Raw genomic sequence first — 16,395 nt, 5'->3', positions numbered from 1 at the left:
TCAAATCAGCTTCGTTGTCCACTCCTCGACGTTCCACACCTGTGTGACCAGATCGCTGTAAAACTCCGGTTCGTGGCTCACCAGCAGCATGGTACCCTTGTAATCACGGATGGCGTCCCGCAGGGCGTCCTTCGCGTCCACATCCAGATGGTTGGTGGGTTCGTCCAGCACCAGTAGATTCATGGGGCGCAGCATCAGCTTGCAAAGCCGAACCTTCGCGTTCTCGCCACCAGAGAGCACCCGCATCTGCGTGGTAATATGCTCGGTGGTCAGGCCGCAGCGCGCCAGCGCGCCCCGCACCTCACCGTTGCTCATTTGGGGGAATTCCTGCCAGATCTCCACCAGCGCCGTGTTGTCGTTGCCCCGCTCCTCCTGCTCAAAGTATCCCACATCGGCAAACTGACCCAGCTCCACCGTCCCGGACACCGGCGGAATCAGGCCCAGCAAAGTTTTCAGTAGCGTGGATTTTCCCAGACCATTGACACCGCGGATGGCGATTTTCTGGTTGCGCTCCACCGTCACATCCACGGGACGGGTCAGCGGCTCGCTGTAACCCAGCACCAGTTGCTTGGCTACGATGACCTCGCGGCTAGGGGTACGGGCAGGTGTGAAAGAGAAGACAGGCTTGGGCTTGTCCTTCCCAAGTTCAATGACATCCATCTTGTCCAGCCGCTTCTGCCGGCTCCGCGCCAGCGTGGCGGTGGCGGCACGGGCCTTATTGCGGGCCACAAAGTCCTCTAGCTGGGCAATCTCCTTCTGCTGCTTTACATACGCCTGTTCCAGCTGATGGCTTTTGATGTCATAGAGTGCCTGAAACTGCTCATAGTTGCCGGAGTAGCGGGTCAGCGCGGTGTTCTCCACATGATAGATCACATTGACCACATCGTTGAGGAACGGAGTATCGTGGGATACCAGAATGAAGGCGTTCTCGTAGTTCTGCAGGAACCGTTTCAGCCACGCGATGTGGTTCTCATCCAGAAAATTAGTCGGCTCGTCCAGAATCAGGATCATTGGGTTTTCCAGCAGCAGCTTCGTCAAAAGCACCTTTGCCCGCTGGCCGCCGGACAACTCACTGACATCCCGTTCCAGTCCGATGTCCCCCAGCCCCAGACCGTTGGCATACTCCTCAATGCGGGAATCTATCACGTAGAAACCGGACTGCTCCAGAATCTCCTGAATTTCGCCCACATCCTCCATCAGCTTCTCCAGCGCATCACCCTCGCACTCGCCCATTTGGTCATAATTTGCCAGCAGCTCCTGCTCCAGCTTGTACATGGGTGCAAAGGCGGAGCGGAGAATATCGCGGATGGTCTTTCCTTTCTCCAGTACGCTGAACTGATCCAGATACCCTGTTGTGATGTGGTTACACCACTCCACGGTTCCCTCGTCTGGCATGCGCTTGCCGGTGATAATGTCTAAAAAGGTGGTCTTTCCTTCGCCGTTTGCGCCCACAAGGCCGATATGCTCGCCTTTGAGCAAGCGGAAGGACGCGTCTTTTAAAATCTGTCTGGCCCCGAAGCCGTGACTGACATGACTGACTGTCAAGATACTCATGTTTGTTCCCTCAATTTTTTCTCGCAGATTGCGTGGTTTTATTATCTTAACGGGATTTTGCGCAAAATGCAACCGCGCATGGGGCAGTCTGCAAAATCTTCTGTCCCCACCGCCCCTTTTTCCCAATATAATCATTCCAGTCTGCCGAGCTTCGTGTTATGTTCATGCTGCAAAAGGAGAACGTCAAGCATGCAAAACAAATATGCAGGAGAAGCGGGGCTTTGGAAAAATTGGTATATTGCGTAGCCTTTATCAAGGCAAAGTGAAAAAGGGCCGCCAATTTTATTGGCGGCCCTTCTGCGGATTGGGAGGGCAATACGCGTTTTCGCGGAGCCGCAATCAACCGCTCTTTTAAGAATAGACATCCTTGCTACCGCCGAAAATGTCATCGAATAATCCGTTCGCTTTGTCCATAGTCTAGATTATTAAAAGGCAAAGTGGTGCTGATTTGAGAAAAGTAAAAGCTCTGTTTCTGAACTTTATACTCCTGTGCGGCGTTTCCGTCATATTGCAGACCGTCGCCCTTTCCTTTCAGGCATATCTCGCCAGGAATCTGGGGGCGGAGGGGCTGGGACTCTTCCAGCTGACTTTATCGGTCTATTTTCTGGCCGCAACGTTTGCCTCCTCCGGGATGCGGTTCACAGCCACCCGGCTGGTGGCCGAGGAGCTGGGTGCCCGCCGACCGAACGGCGCCATTCAGGCGGTACGCTTGTGCCTCGCCTGTGCCGCAGCTTTCGGTATTGCCGCAACGATTCTGGTGAATCTGGGAGCAAATTGGATTGCGACAGTTTGGCTCAATGATGACAGGGCCATTCTGCCGCTTCGCATCTTTTCCTTCAGCCTTCCTCTGACTTCACTGTCCGGGGTCTTCAGCGGTTATTTCATCGGCGTGCGCAAAGCGGCAGATATCGCCGCAGCACAATTGATCGAGCAGGTGCTTGAGGTCACCGCCAGCGTCGCGCTTCTGAGCATATGTCTGCCCATGGGGCTTACATACTCCTGCGCTGCCGCAGCTTTGGGTCGTGTGCTTGGTGAATTGGGTTCCTGCTTCATACAGTTTGTGCTTTACCGCAAAGCCATCAAAAACCAAAGCCGGAAAAACAGTGCTTCCACGCCCCATCTCTTTCGCCGACTGCTTCATATTGCCGCGCCAACTGCTTTGAGTTCCTATCTTACATCCAGTATTCACACAATTGAGCATCTGCTGATCCCCTACGGTCTGAAAAAGGGTGGTGCCTCCGAAAGCGGAGCTCTTGCCACGTTCGGAATCATCCGGGGTATGGCAATGCCGCTGATCCTTTTTCCAGCCTTTCTGCTCAGCACAGCGCTGGACCTGGTACTTCCCGAACTGACGGAAAGTCAGGCTGCGGGCCACCTTAGGCATCTGAGTTATATCATCGGGCGGGTATATCGAATTGGGGTTTTGTTTTCAGTCTGTATGATGTGGATCTTTCTGCGGTTTAGTCACGAATTGGGGATGCTAATCTATCAAAGCACCGATGCCGCATACTTTATCCGTTGTCTGGCCGTTCTGGCCCCATTCTTTTACCTGGACATGATCACCGATATGATGATCAGAGGCCTGGGCAGGCACATGAGCACGATGAAATATAACTTGATCACTTCTCTGGTCAGTGTTGTACTGCTTTACCTGCTTTTGCCCAAGTTTGCCATTGCCGGCTATCTCATCACGGTTTATTGCTCCAAAATTCTGAATTTTACATTGAGCCTTCATAAACTGGTGCATATTTCTGATCTGAAAATCCGATTGTTCGATATATTTAAGGTAGTACTGTGTATAATTGCATCCGCTCAGCTTGCAACGCTGATGAGCCGGTTGCTCCCGGTGTTCCCCGAACCTTTTTCATTCCTGGTGCAGATTGCCCTGACAATTCTGTTCTATATTCTGACCCTGCGGATTTTTGCCTGTGTTTCCCGGGAAGACATTGCCTGGTGCCGCTCTCTGTTGAAATAGGTAGACAGTTAGTTATGAATATTCTATACTAGGGGCTGAACGTCGCATTATATTTATAATTAACAAGTAAAAAAGGAGCGTTAATCATGAAAGTGAATTGGATAACCATTTATGTAAGTGACTTAGAAAAAAGCCTGTTTTTTTATACGAATCTACTCAACCTTGGTATTGCTGAAAAATTTGGTAGCCCAGACCATCAAATTGTGATGCTGGGCAAGAAAGACGAGACTAAAATTGAATTGATCTGTGAGGCGGGCAAGAAAATTGGCAATCCGGGGAACGGAGTATCCATCGGCCTTGAAGCCGACGATTTGGAGCAGCTTATTTGTACACTAAAGGAAAACGGGTATACACCTATGGGGCCGATATCGCCGAATCCACGGATTCGATTTTATTTTGTTAAAGACCCGGATGGATATACAGTGCAGCTAGCGAAGCAAGAATAAAATAATTTGAGTTTTCTACCAAAAGCGCTATCTGATTATTTGTATTTGGTGAAGGGACGCAGGTGATCACTACGGCTGAAACAATCTATTTTGCAGGTGGCTGCCTATGGGGTGTACAGGCATTCATCAAAACTCTAAAAGGTGTTGTGAGCACGCAAGCGGGACGCGTAAACGGCACTTCAAATACGCTGGATGGCGCGTATGACGGTTATGCTGAATGCGTGAAAACGGAATTTGACCCTGAAATTGTCACGGTCACTCAACTTATGGAGTATTTCTTTGAAATAATTGATCCTTACAGTGTGAATCAGCAAGGCAATGATGTGGGGGAAAAATACCGCACAGGCGTATACAGCAAAACCCCTCGTCATTTAGAGGACGCTGAAAATTATATAGCCGGAAGAGCAGACAGAGACAAAATTGCAGTGGAAGTCCTTCCGCTTATCAATTACGTCAAAAGTGCAGAGGAACATCAAGATCGATTAGATAGATGCCCGGATGACTACTGTCATATTCCTCAAGAGCTGTTACACAAATATTCACAATCTATGTTATAAGCAAAATCAACAAGTTTAAGGAATTAAACTTGTTTCAGGCACACAAACTTCAAATTTATTTTGTGCTATAATAAACAGAATGGCGTAAGCCATTCTGTTTATGCCTATATCCTTATCCTTACCCTTACAATTCCCGGAGGCTCTTTATGTCCCACACATATCTCACCGCAAACGTCTATTGCCGCCGGCTGTTTGGCGGCAAGGTCTATAAGCTGGCACTGTCCGCCGCGACGGGCTGCCCCAATCGGGACGGCACGGTGGGCGTGGGTGGCTGCATATTTTGCTCGGCGGGCGGTTCCGGGGATTTCGCCGCGTCCGCTGCGCTTCCGGTTTCCCAGCAGATCGAGGAAGCGAAGCAGATACTCGGCGCCAAAGGCGAGGGCCTTAAGTACATCGCATACTTTCAAAGCTACACCGGCACCTACGGCGATATTGTGCACTTGGAGCGTATCTATACCGAAGCAGAGGAGCATCCCGACATTGTGGGACTGTCTATCGCCACAAGGCCGGACTGCCTTGGGAAAGACGCGTTGGCGATGCTGAAGCGGCTGGCATTAAAAAAGCCCCTTTGGGTGGAACTGGGCTTGCAGACCTCAAACGAGGAAACCGCAAAGAATATCAATCGGGGCTATCCACTGGCAGTCTACGAAAAGGCAATGGCGGACTTGGCGGCGCTGAACGTCCATCGAATCACCCATGTCATTCTCGGCCTTCCGGGGGAAAGCCGCGCTGATATGCTGGCAACGGTCAAATACGCCGGGCAGTTCACGGATGGAATCAAGCTCCAGCTGCTCCATGTCCTTGAGGGGACGGCGCTGGCGGAAAGCTACCGCCGGGGCGAGTTTCGGACGTTGGAGCCGGACGAATACTACGAGTTAGTGGCCGACGCAGTGGACCTGCTGCCGGAAAACGTGGTGATCCATCGGCTCACTGGCGACGGTGCAAAGCGGGATTTGATCGCGCCAAAATGGAGCGGAGACAAAAAACGCGTCCTGGCGGACATAAATAAAGTACTCCGCGCAAGAGAAATTCAACCGACGAGGAAATAACGTGCATTACGAAGAATTCTGCAAACAGTTTAACATCTTACTCAACGAGCAGCAGGCACAGGCGGTGCAGCACACTGAAGGCGCGGTGTTGCTGCTTGCCGTGCCCGGAAGTGGAAAAACAACCGCGCTGGTGGCGCGGCTGGGATATATGCTGTACTGCGTGGGCGTGGCCCCGGAGCGCATCCTCACGATGACCTATACCGTCTCGGCGGCCGGGGACATGAAAAACCGGTTTGCCGCCATGTTTGGCGATGAATATGCCGCAAGGCTTCAATTTCGCACGATCAACGGCGTGTGTGCCTCCATCATCAACGGGTATGTAAGAGACAAGGGTGCAGACGGCTTTGATCTGCTGGACGACAACCGGAAGCTGCTTACTGAGATCTACCGGAAACTGCGCGCCGACTATCCCGTGGACGGCGAGGTAAAAGAGCTTCAGAAGCAGATTACATATATCAAGAATATGTGCCTTACCCGTCAGGAAATAGATGCGCTTGATCTCGACGGCGCAGACATTGGCCCCATATACGATGCATATATCAACGAAATGAAGCGCCGCCGCCTGATGGACTATGACGACCAACTGGTCTACGCCTACAACATCCTCAAGTCCCGTCTGGACATTCTGAAGGCCTATCGGCGAAAATACCCATATCTTTGCGTGGATGAGGCGCAGGATACGTCCAAGATACAGCACAGGATCATTCACCTGCTTGCCGGCAAGGACGGCAATCTCTTTATGGTGGGCGACGAAGACCAGAGCATCTACGGTTTCCGCGCGGCGTACCCGGATGCGCTGATGCACTTTGAGGGGGAGTATTCAAACAGCACCGTGCTGCTTTTGGAGGAGAACTTCCGTTCCACGCCGGAGATTGTCTCGGCAGCAGACGGATTTATCACTCGAAATACCATGCGGCATGAGAAACATATGCGTGCTTGCCGGCCTTCCGGCGCGCCGGTGCGAAAAGTGACGCTCATAAGCCGGGCGGCACAATACAGCTACATCGCAAAAATGGCGCAGGGCGAACCCGAACGGGAGCTGGCCGTGCTGTACCGCAATAACGACAGCGCCGTGCCGTTCATCGATTTTTTGGACAGGAACGACATCAGCTATTGCATCCGCCAGACAGACGGTACTTTTTTTACCAGCCGCACGGTTTCCGGCGTCCGCGACCTTATGACGCTGGCGCGCTCACCCCTGGATGCAGAGGCGTTCATGCGGGTCTATTATAAGCTGAACCTGCCAATAAGCCGAGCGGACGCCGAAAAGGCAGTGGAGCTGTGCCGGGCGGGGAAATACGTGTCCCTCTTTGCTGCGCTGAACCCCACCGGCAAGAATCCTGAGCGAATAATGGAAAAGCTCATTGAGCTTAGGGCGCATTTTGCTGCCCTAATGACAGACAGCGCAGCGGAAGCATTGAAGCGGATGCGTTATCAAATGGGATACGGAGCGTACCTCCTGAAAAATGGCGGCGACGACGAGCGGCTCTATCTGCTCTCGCTGCTGGCATCCCGGGAGAAGAACATCCAAAGCTTTTTAAAGCGGCTGGATGCGCTTAAAAGTATGTTTGAAGCTGGCGGAGACAGAAAGAGCAATCTAATCCTCAGTACGATCCACTCAAGCAAAGGTCTGGAATACGACCGCGTTGCTGTCATTGATGCGGTTGACGGCATCCTGCCCTCGGTGATGTTCAAGCCGGGACAGGCTTTGGATAAGGACGAGCAAACCGCCCTTGAGGAAGAACGGCGGCTGTTCTATGTGGCAGCGACCAGAGCAAAAAACGAACTGCTGCTTATGAGTTACGAAAAAACGCCGGAGTGTACGTTTATCCACCAATTCTGCCAGCCGCTGACGCCCAAAGCAACAGGGCAACCGGGGAAGAAGATGCCTCTGGCCGCAAGTACGGTGCCAGCAGTGGCGCAAAGGATCCAGTGGATCTCTAAAGACTACATCAAAGGTGCAAACGTGGTGCACAACATATTCGGGCGTGGAATGATCGCGGAAAAAGGCGGGGATACAGTCACAATCCGATTTACCGATGGAACGATAAAACGCTTTATCCTGTCCACCTGTCTGGAAAAGGGGCTGCTTGGGCTGCAACAATAAATTGCGGAACGTATTTATTAAGCTGTGGCCAGAGTGTATGTTCTTTTAATTACGCGGTTTGTTCAGGACGTGTTCAAGCGCAGGAGTTGATAATCAATATTTTGAAAAGGGAGTGACGGTATGCCACCCAAGAATCGTTTTTCCTCTGTACAAAGATAAAAAACAAATTGTACAGAGGAGTGCATAATAAATGAATCGATTAGATAAACCGGTCGTTACAGAAGAGACCATCAGAGCAATGGAGGATATGTCTTTTTTTACCCATTCTCTCATTTTTGATGACTTACTGATTGTTGCCCAAAAAGAAACAAACTGCTTTGTATTAAAGACGAGGGACGGTCTGATCGTCATAGATGCCATCTGGCCGGCCCAAGAAGCTTTTAATGCCATCAGAAATGCGATTAAAGAGGTCGGATGGTATCCGGATACCATAAAAAAGCTGGTTTTAACCCATGGGCATGTGGATCATACGGGGTGCGGGAAATGGCTTGTTGAACGATGCCATGTAGATACATACCTCTCGGAAGTTGACGATATTTATTGGCAGGAACACCCCGCCAAGCCTGATAGGCCGGAAACGTGGAAGGACTATAACATTGACCACTACCTGAAAGATGGAGACACCATAACATTAGGTGATACAATCATATACGTTTACAGTACACCCGGTCATACGCCAGGATGCCTGAGTTACATATTCCCGGTCAAAGAAAACGGTGAACATCATATGGCGGCCTTGTGGGGAGGGACGACACCTCCATGGACAAAGCTCGGTGTGGAACAATATCTGAACTCCTTGAGGTACTTTGAAGACGCAGCAATCCAAAAAAATGTAGATGTGGCCTTAAGCAATCATACAGCCATTGACAATGGTCTGGAACGCATTGCATATTCCAGAAAAAGAATGGCCTATATGCCTAATATCTATATCATTGGATCGGATGCATTTCGAAAATACTGTGAGGTTTTTCGAACAATGAGTTACGAAATTTTAAAAAGAGTATAAGCGCAATAACGACTGTGCGACAAATATGAACTTCGTATAATGTTGTTTATAGTCTCCCGATCATGATAATTCAAATCCTCATTTTAAAATAGCATGATATCCGGAATTGACGTGGCTCACATACTGAGACATCATAAGGGGCATAGCTTCTTATGATGGTCTGTGCTCGCCTGCGCCATGTGGCGGGTACTCAGTGGGGAAACAAGAAGTACATGAATATGAGGCATCTGGAGGCGGTGGCTGAGGATGCTTCCATTGCCAGCTAACTTCCTTTCCCCGGCGACTGCAAACAAATTTGCGCATAACTCTTGACAATACCAAGCATCGAGCTATATACGTCAAATAAATGTATAAATAATTTCAATTAAATCAGGATCATATAAACAGGAATAACAATTATGCTGCACAGAGTCGTAATTGCCGTGGCGATTGTGGCATATTCATAGTCTGAGCCATATTGCTTCGCGATAGCGCCGGTACTTGTAACAGCAGGCATGGCGGATTGGATAATAAACACCTTGGACATCAAGGGGGGAAGAATAAAAATTCGCTCCAGCGCGACAACCAAAAGCGGACTAATGATAAACCGGCCAAAAAGCAATATGCCCAGTTCCTTATTCAGCCGCAGCTTTTTTAGCGGGATAGAATGCAGAACAATGCCAATAAAGAACATTGCCAACGGGGTTGTCAATTCTCCAATGTACCGGCAACTATTGGTAATAAAACTTGGCAGCTGAATGCCTGCCAAAATGAGCAGCACGGTGAAGACGAAGACGCATATGGGCGGATTTATGAGCTGCTTGAGTGTGCGGAGCGAGAAAATCCCTCCCGCGCTCCGGAGATTGCCGTCCTTACTAATTTCATAGTTTGCCAGTGTCCAGAAAAGGCAGGTGTTTGCTATATAATAAATGAGCGCGTAGGGGGTGCTTTTTTCACCAAACAGTGCGAGATTGACAGGTAATCCTATGAAAATCGTGTTAGATGTAAAAAAGATACTGCGAAAGATACCGCGATGCTCTATGGATATTTTTGCGAGTTTACTTATAACGACACTAAGAAAATAGGATGCCAACATAGATGTGAACGGTACAATTAGGCCGCTGGAAAGCTCTCTAAGTGCATACCTGTCAAAATTTGATGTCAGATTCCACAGCATATAGCACGGAAAGGAGATTTTTAGAATCAGCCTTGAAAAGAAGACGCTTTCATTTTCCCCCATCCAGCCTATGTGCGTCAATATCCATCCGGTGGCGACCATAATCACAATTGTGAAGACACCCTGCGTCGCATGTAACAATGTATCAAGCATAATTAAAATTCCTTTTTCGTATCCACATAAAATTCTGCACCGTTGCCCTTTTTAAACGCAGCCAAAGGTCAGAGCTTCCGATATACCGGAAGCTCTGACGCGGAAATTAACTTAAAGCGGATAAAAAATTGGGCACAGGAATATGGCGGCGATCGTGAGGATCACACACAGCGGCCCACCAATTTTAACATAGTCCATATATTTGTATCCCGCAGGGATGGTTTGCGTCATGCACGGTGTTCCAACAGGCGTGGCACAGGCCAGATTGGTTGCCACGGCGCCAATGGCAATTACAAAAGGAATCGGACTAATTCCAAGATTTCTCGCAATTTCGATGTATATTGGAGTCATCATTGCGGCTAAGGCACTGTTGGACATAAAGTTTGTCAATACAGTGGTAATTACAATACCAGCTGCCATTAAGACAATCGGAGATGCGCTCTGTCCTCCAAACAGGTTCAAGATTGCATCCGCGATAACCTTGCCGCCGCCGGAAATATCCAAGCCTTTGGCAAAGCCTTGCGCCGCGCCCAAAATAATCAATGTGTTCCAATCCATCTCCGCAAGGGTTTTCTTCAGGGGCATACAACCCGTGGTAATCAGAAGGGTTGCTCCCAAAAGCGAAACAATGCCCACATTCAAATATGATTCAAAGGTGGGGAAGCTGGAGATGATAAAGCCTACAATGCAAAGGACAAGGGTAATGGCTGACATCCTTCCTTTCCATGCAGGAATGCTTTTGGATGTATCGTTGACCGCTGCATTTGAAATTTCGGCAAAGTAATTGTCCTTGTCAAAGTCGCTGCTCTCGGGTTTGAGAACTTTCTTAGTAAGAGTATAGCCCACCGTTCCAAAATATACAACCATAATGAGGCAAAGAGGCACCATTACAAGCGTTTCATCAAAAAGGCCAAGACCAGACTCGTACCCTTCATACCCCATGAGAACCGAGCTTGCGATTTGCTGGGAACCGGAGCCCACAAGGGTTCCGGCTCCCCCGATTGCTGCGGCAATTCCGGCTGCCATAATAACCATTTTAGAGCGGATTAAGCCATTGGATTTTGCAGAAACAGCAGCAATCAGAGGCATCCACATGGCAATAGTTCCCGAATTAGACAAAAACGCAGACATAATTGTACAGCAAACTACGATAACCATTGTAAATGTACGCTCGTTCTTTGCCAACCTGCTGTTTCCGATAGCATGTCCGATTTTATTGGCCATGCCGGTTTCAAATAATGCGTTGCCAACGATACACATGCCTGCAACCATCATTACGGTGGTGCTGCCGAAACCGGAGTAAACATCCGAGAGGTTTATTTCGGGAATGCAGATTCCCATCGCCAAAGATGCAATCATAGCAGTCATTGCCAGTGGTATTTTTTCAAAAACAAAAGAAATAATTGCCAAAACAATAATAATAATTGCAATCGTACTAGAACTCATTTGTTCTCTCCTTCCTTCATTTCCAACCAATTTGGAATAGTATACATGTGGAGCACGTAGGAGTTCCTGCACAGGAAGTTTGTCGACGCTTGGACTGTAACATAGCGTTTGATTTATTGTCAAATCAGTCAATTCTTCATATGTGTTGTAAAAATTTAGCATAACACAACAAAAAAGCCGGATGATTTTGTGGAAATCATCCGGCTTTTTTGTGTTCACTTTTGTTGCAACTTAACAATCAAGAGCAAATCAGACAAATTTTTAAAAGAATCAAATTTCTTGTCGCATAGAAAAAAACGGCGCTTTTTATAGAACCCAAAATCCGGCACAAATAACTGGAAGCACTAAAAAACCGGCAGTTCCAAGCTGGCACCTTACATAGAAAACCCCTCTTAATTATTAACCTTCCGCTTAATAATACAGTGGCGGTTTTGAAATAGACGCAATTTTGCAAACGTGCTACTCTGAATTTGCAAGTGCCCAAAGCAGCGCCGCAATCAGGTGGCGTTGCTGTGGTGGTAATAGGCCACTAGGTAATCTCGAAATGCCTGCGCAGCGGGCAAAAGTGCTTTTCCCGGCCTCCAAAAAACGGTCTGCATTTTGGGATTCGGCGGATAGCCGACGCGAATCGCTTTAATGGAGGTGCTGCGCACGGCTTTGGCCGCCAGTGTGCTGCTGAATGCGATACCCGCGCCGGATTCTACCAGACTGGTGCGCAGCTGATAGTCGGTTTCAGCCATGATATTCGGGATAATACCCGCCTGACTGCACGCAGCGTCGAAAAAGCGGCGGGGTGCAAATGTCTTGGAAAGAGCAACAAACGGCTCATTCTTCAGATCCCTCATCAGGACCATCTCTCGGTTTGCTAAGGAATGATTTTTTGAAACTAAGATCATGGGAGGATCTTCCACTATAAATTCATGCTCCCAAGATTTCAACGGGAACTCATTCATGTCCGTTATAATCAGGTCGTATTGCTCTAAAATCGCGGGGTTTTGTAGGTATTCAACTTGAAGTGCATTTTGGTTTACAATAATTCCCGGATGTGCATTAATAAACATTTCCGTCACTTCGGCCCAAGTCGTGGGGGCTATCACAGCCACGTTGATGGTATCCGGTTTCTGTCTCATCTCTTTTGAAAAGGCTTGGTTGATGGCATCAACCTCGGCAAATATCCGGCATACATGGCGATAAAGAATCTGACCGTTCCCATTCAGCTTGATATTGCGCCCCACGTGGTCAAACAGCTGAACTCCCAATTCCTGTTCCAATTTTGAGATGCTGGAGCTAAGTGCCGGCGGAGAGATGTGGATTGTCTTTGCACTGGCCAGCAGATGTTCTTTCTCCGCCAGAATTTTGAAATACTGCAGATGTAGAAGGTTCATATCAATATCCCCTCACTTTTTCAAGGGCAAGGCGACTGCGCATCTTGGCCCCTTTGTCCGCTTGGCTTGGTTCATTATAGAGCGTCTGTATTTATCATGCAAGAACAACTTATTCGTGATTATTTCCTATACCCGACCTCACGTAAGACACGCATCCGGTACCAACCGGACGGTGGAAAGCGCACCGCGGCAGTTGCGTTGAATTTTGTATTTCTAACGAGACAGGTGTCTCAAAAAATAAGGAGGAATACCAATGAAAGCCCTGATTATTGATGATGTGCCAGGCATCATTGCAGACACACTGGAGCAGCACGGAGCAGAGGTTGAGACAATCGTTATGCCAGGTGTGGAATATCTCAAAGAGCATCTGGACGGTGTAGAAGTGCTGGTAATGCGCGTTATCCCCGAAATTGACAAGGAATTGCTGGACGCAGCAAAGGATTTGAAGTTGATTGCCGTTTGCAGCGTTGGCACCGCACACATTGACATGGATTATGCGCGGGAAAAAGGGGTGGCCGTGGTAAATGCTCCCGGGGCCAGTGCAAACGCCGTTGCGGAGCTGGCACTTTCCAAAATACTGGATTTAAGCCGCAAAGTAATTGCCGCGCACCACGAAGTGGCTGAGGATCGCATTTGGGAGAAGTATCACTTTACCGGCCATGAGCTGAAGGGGCGGTCGCTGGGGCTGTGCGGCTACGGCCGTATTGGGCGCAGACTGGCCGAGATTGCGCGCGTCATCGGCATGCGCATTCTGGCATACGACCCGTATCTGACCGCGGAGCAGTGCGAGCAGAGCGGCGCGGTAAAGCTGGAGATGGACGACTTCCTGCGTCAGGCAGATATTATCACCATCCATCTGCCCCTGACGCCGGAGACAAACAACCTGTTTTCCTATCAGGAGATTGCCAAGATGAAGGACGGCGCCATCATCGTCAACATGAGCCGCGGCGGGGTTCTGGATGAAACCGCTGCCGCTGAAGGATTAAAGTCTGGGAAGCTGGGTGGCGTCGGTGTGGATGTCATCAAGGCGGAAATGGCCGACCTGAGCGGTGGCGACACACTGCATTCCCCTCTGTTTGATGTCGGCGGTAACTATCTGGTCAGCCCGCACATAGGGGCGAGGACCTATGAGGCGCAGGATGCCATCGGCGTGCTGATCTGCGAGAAAATGACGGAGTTCTTTCACTGGCAAGCCAATTGATTCTCCGTATCCCGCCTGCGTTCCTTTCGGCAGGTGAAATCGCACCTATTTCAGCAAGCTGTTCTGCTTGTATAAAAAGATATAGGGGATAGGAAATGGACTGTGTCCTCTGTGGACACACCGACAAATGAGGGAGGTATTACGACAGTATGGCTAAAAAAGGCAACATCACAATCAGGGAAAAGAACTGTAAGCAGTGCGGTATCTGCGTCTACTTTTGCCCCCAAAAAGTATTGACGCAGGAGGTAGGGCACTGCCCCGTGGCAGCCAATCCGGAGGCTTGCATCGGCTGCAAGCTGTGTGAAATGCGCTGCCCTGACTTTGCAATTGAAGTGGAGGTTGTGCAGGGATGAAAGAAGAAAAGAGGTTTATTGAGGGAAATATCGCCATTGTGGAGGGCGCACTGGCCGCGGGCGCCCGGTTTTATGCCGGCTATCCTATTTCTCCCAGTTCCGAGATCGCAGAATATTCATCTCAAATGCTGCCAAAGGTTGGCGGGCTTTACATTCAGATGGAGGATGAAATCAGCTCAATGGCGGCCTTGCTGGGTGCTTCTGTGGCGGGGAAAAAGGCATATACCGCGACCAGCGGCCCAGGTGTTTCCCTGATGCAGGAAAATCTGGGGCTTGGAATTATGTCCGAGCTTCCGGCCGTCATTATCGATGTGCAGCGCAGCGGCCCATCCACGGGGGCGGCCACAAAACCCGCGCAGGGAGACATGATGCAGGCGCGCTGGGGCGCACATGGCGACCACAGCATCATCGCACTCTCTCCCGCCTCTGTTCAGGAATGCTTCGACCTTACGATCAGGGCGTTTAACTTTGCAGAAAAGTATCGCACACCTGTTTATCTGATGGCAGATGAGACAATCGGTCATTTGAGAGAAACCGTGACCATTCGCAAGGTCAGTGTCTCCGAGATTGTAAACCGCAGGCAGCCCGAAGAAGGCACCGCACCCGAAGACTATCGTCCATATGACTATACCGGCACAATGCCTGCGCCTCTTGCCGCCTTTGGCTCTGAAAAATATCTTTCCCGCACCACCGGTTCTACCCATGATGAAAAGGGAGAATTCCGCCCCACCCCCGAAAATATCCACCGCGTAACGCACTATCTCAGCGACAAGATCGAAAAAAATGCCGATGACATCTGTATGACAAGATCGTTTCATCTGGAGGGAGCCAAGACGGTGCTTATCGCATACGGCTGTTCTGTCAGGAGTGCACTGGGCGCGATGGAGTGCCTGCGGGCGCAGGGTGAAAACGTGGGCTTGCTTCAACTGCAAACCGTGTGGCCGCTGCCTGAAAAGGAGATTCGCAAGGTTCTTTCCACAGCCGCAACCGTGGTGGTTCCCGAGCTGAATCTGGGCCAGATTGCCGGAGAAATCCGCAAGCTGAACGATTACGGATGCAAAATTGTTCAGGCCAACCGTGTGGACGGCATTCTTATTTCCCCTCAGCAGATTATCCTAGCTCTGAAGGAGGCGCTTTAAAATGGCGAATTACAAGGATTACATGCTTTTTGATAAGCTGCCTCATACCTGGTGCGGGGGCTGCGGACACGGAATTATTCTTCAGGCAATTGCCAGCGCACTGGCCCAGCAGGAGCTGGACAAGCACGAAATCGCTTTGGTCAGCGGCATCGGCTGCTTTGGCCGTGTGGACGATTATCTGAATATCAACTGTATGCACGTGACCCACGGCCGCGCGCTGGCCGCCGCCACGGGCGTTGCGCTGGCAAATCCCAATTTACATGTGCTGGTCACCATGGGCGACGGCGATGGATCTACCATTGGCGGCAACCATCTGATTCATTGCGCCCGTCGGAACATCAACCTCACCGCGATTATCGCCAACAATTATAACTACGGTCAAACCGGCGGACAGTATTCCGCCACGACGCCCCGGGGCAGTATCACCGCCACATCCGTTTACGGCCACGTGGAACCCGGCTTTGACATCTGCAAGCTGGTGGAGGCGGCCGGTGCTCCCTTTGTGGCCCGCTCGACAGCCTATAATCCCATGCAGATCCGAAGCCTGATCAAGCAGGGAATGCAGACGAAGGGCTTTGCGCTGATTGAAATTATGGATACTTGCCCCACCCACTATGGACGGCTGAACAAGATGGGCAATTCCGCGCAGATGCTGGAGGCGGTCAATGACATGACCGTTCCCGTGGAGAAGGCCGCGTCCATGACGCCCAAGGAGTTGGAGGGGAAATTCCTCACTGGCGTGCTGGTGAATAAGCCCCGGGAGGACTACTACACCCGTTATCAACAGATTATAGACCGGCTGGTAAAGCAGGCGTAAGCCGCTATCCTTCATCATTTTAAGAAACCAACAGCGGCGGGGGCGGCGGGA

At 50.1% G+C, this 16,395-nt stretch carries 14 protein-coding genes; 10 read left to right on the top strand and 4 right to left on the bottom strand.

The window, feature by feature from the left end:
• Positions 1–1,554 carry an ABC-F family ATP-binding cassette domain-containing protein gene (locus tag ABVS15_RS00535; protein WP_369281853.1) on the bottom strand — a complete coding sequence of 518 codons (1,554 nt, stop codon included), beginning with the start codon at positions 1,552–1,554 and terminating at the stop codon, positions 1–3.
• A 448-nt stretch (positions 1,555–2,002) separates the two neighbouring features.
• Here ABVS15_RS00535 and ABVS15_RS00530 point away from each other — a divergent pair, with 448 nt between their 5' ends.
• The 6 genes from ABVS15_RS00530 (at position 2,003) to ABVS15_RS00505 (ending at position 8,694) form a co-directional block, all read left to right on the top strand.
• Positions 2,003–3,529, top strand: a complete 1,527-nt coding sequence (locus ABVS15_RS00530; RefSeq protein ID WP_369281852.1) for an oligosaccharide flippase family protein — start codon at positions 2,003–2,005, stop codon at positions 3,527–3,529.
• Positions 3,530–3,615: 86 nt separating this feature from the next.
• Complete coding sequence (locus ABVS15_RS00525) at positions 3,616–3,975, top strand: VOC family protein (RefSeq protein WP_369281851.1); 360 nt, start codon at positions 3,616–3,618, stop codon at positions 3,973–3,975.
• Between the two features lie 62 nt (positions 3,976–4,037).
• Positions 4,038–4,532 (top strand): peptide-methionine (S)-S-oxide reductase, encoded by a 495-nt coding sequence (locus ABVS15_RS00520; protein WP_369281850.1) that lies wholly within the window; start codon positions 4,038–4,040, stop codon positions 4,530–4,532.
• A 146-nt stretch (positions 4,533–4,678) separates the two neighbouring features.
• Positions 4,679–5,581 (top strand): TIGR01212 family radical SAM protein, encoded by a 903-nt coding sequence (locus ABVS15_RS00515; protein WP_369281849.1) that lies wholly within the window; start codon positions 4,679–4,681, stop codon positions 5,579–5,581.
• 1 nt (position 5,582) lies between these two features.
• Complete coding sequence (locus ABVS15_RS00510) at positions 5,583–7,688, top strand: ATP-dependent helicase (RefSeq protein ID WP_369281848.1); 2,106 nt, start codon at positions 5,583–5,585, stop codon at positions 7,686–7,688.
• Between the two features lie 190 nt (positions 7,689–7,878).
• Positions 7,879–8,694: an MBL fold metallo-hydrolase gene (locus tag ABVS15_RS00505; protein ID WP_369281847.1), complete on the top strand. Its 816-nt coding sequence runs from the start codon at positions 7,879–7,881 to the stop codon at positions 8,692–8,694.
• 364 nt (positions 8,695–9,058) lie between these two features.
• Here ABVS15_RS00505 and ABVS15_RS00500 read toward each other — a convergent pair whose 3' ends face one another.
• The 3 genes from ABVS15_RS00500 to ABVS15_RS00490 all read right to left on the bottom strand — a co-directional run bounded on the left by ABVS15_RS00500 (position 9,059) and on the right by ABVS15_RS00490 (position 12,834).
• A complete protein-coding gene (locus ABVS15_RS00500) occupies positions 9,059–10,003 on the bottom strand; it encodes an AEC family transporter (protein ID WP_369281846.1) in 945 nt (314 codons plus the stop codon).
• Between the two features lie 111 nt (positions 10,004–10,114).
• Positions 10,115–11,449 (bottom strand): SLC13 family permease, encoded by a 1,335-nt coding sequence (locus tag ABVS15_RS00495; RefSeq protein WP_369281845.1) that lies wholly within the window; start codon positions 11,447–11,449, stop codon positions 10,115–10,117.
• Positions 11,450–11,946: 497 nt separating this feature from the next.
• Positions 11,947–12,834 carry a LysR family transcriptional regulator gene (locus tag ABVS15_RS00490; RefSeq protein WP_369281844.1) on the bottom strand — a complete coding sequence of 296 codons (888 nt, stop codon included), beginning with the start codon at positions 12,832–12,834 and terminating at the stop codon, positions 11,947–11,949.
• Positions 12,835–13,087: 253 nt separating this feature from the next.
• Here ABVS15_RS00490 and ABVS15_RS00485 point away from each other — a divergent pair, with 253 nt between their 5' ends.
• From ABVS15_RS00485 to ABVS15_RS00470, 4 genes are all read left to right on the top strand, one after another.
• Entirely contained in the window at positions 13,088–14,035 is a 948-nt protein-coding gene (locus tag ABVS15_RS00485; protein WP_369281843.1) for an NAD(P)-dependent oxidoreductase, read from the top strand.
• A gap of 149 nt (positions 14,036–14,184) precedes the next feature.
• Complete coding sequence (locus ABVS15_RS00480; RefSeq protein WP_369281842.1) at positions 14,185–14,388, top strand: ferredoxin family protein; 204 nt, start codon at positions 14,185–14,187, stop codon at positions 14,386–14,388.
• Positions 14,385–15,527 (top strand): 2-oxoacid:acceptor oxidoreductase subunit alpha, encoded by a 1,143-nt coding sequence (locus ABVS15_RS00475; RefSeq protein WP_369281841.1) that lies wholly within the window; start codon positions 14,385–14,387, stop codon positions 15,525–15,527. The genes ABVS15_RS00480 and ABVS15_RS00475 overlap by 4 nt, the downstream gene beginning before the upstream one ends.
• 1 nt (position 15,528) lies before the next feature.
• Positions 15,529–16,344 (top strand): thiamine pyrophosphate-dependent enzyme, encoded by an 816-nt coding sequence (locus ABVS15_RS00470; RefSeq protein WP_369281840.1) that lies wholly within the window; start codon positions 15,529–15,531, stop codon positions 16,342–16,344.
• Positions 16,345–16,395: the final 51 nt, after the last annotated feature.

The sequence above is a fragment of the Oscillibacter sp. GMB15532 genome, from assembly GCF_041020825.1.
GTDB lineage: Bacteria > Bacillota > Clostridia > Oscillospirales > Oscillospiraceae > Oscillibacter.
This window is presented reverse-complemented; position numbering and strand designations above follow the sequence as displayed.

Excerpts from the sequence above, each read along its gene's own strand:
- ABVS15_RS00535 (WP_369281853.1), bottom strand. The coding sequence starts at position 1,554 with ATGAGTATCTTGACAGTCAGTCATGTCAGTCACGGCTTCGGGGCCAGA.
- ABVS15_RS00525 (WP_369281851.1), top strand. The coding sequence starts at position 3,616 with ATGAAAGTGAATTGGATAACCATTTATGTAAGTGACTTAGAAAAAAGC.
- ABVS15_RS00515 (WP_369281849.1), top strand. The coding sequence starts at position 4,679 with ATGTCCCACACATATCTCACCGCAAACGTCTATTGCCGCCGGCTGTTT.
- ABVS15_RS00505 (WP_369281847.1), top strand. The coding sequence starts at position 7,879 with ATGAATCGATTAGATAAACCGGTCGTTACAGAAGAGACCATCAGAGCA.
- ABVS15_RS00500 (WP_369281846.1), bottom strand. The coding sequence starts at position 10,003 with ATGCTTGATACATTGTTACATGCGACGCAGGGTGTCTTCACAATTGTG.
- ABVS15_RS00495 (WP_369281845.1), bottom strand. The coding sequence starts at position 11,449 with ATGAGTTCTAGTACGATTGCAATTATTATTATTGTTTTGGCAATTATT.
- ABVS15_RS00490 (WP_369281844.1), bottom strand. The coding sequence starts at position 12,834 with ATGAACCTTCTACATCTGCAGTATTTCAAAATTCTGGCGGAGAAAGAA.
- ABVS15_RS00485 (WP_369281843.1), top strand. The coding sequence starts at position 13,088 with ATGAAAGCCCTGATTATTGATGATGTGCCAGGCATCATTGCAGACACA.
- ABVS15_RS00480 (WP_369281842.1), top strand. The coding sequence starts at position 14,185 with ATGGCTAAAAAAGGCAACATCACAATCAGGGAAAAGAACTGTAAGCAG.
- ABVS15_RS00475 (WP_369281841.1), top strand. The coding sequence starts at position 14,385 with ATGAAAGAAGAAAAGAGGTTTATTGAGGGAAATATCGCCATTGTGGAG.
- ABVS15_RS00470 (WP_369281840.1), top strand. The coding sequence starts at position 15,529 with ATGGCGAATTACAAGGATTACATGCTTTTTGATAAGCTGCCTCATACC.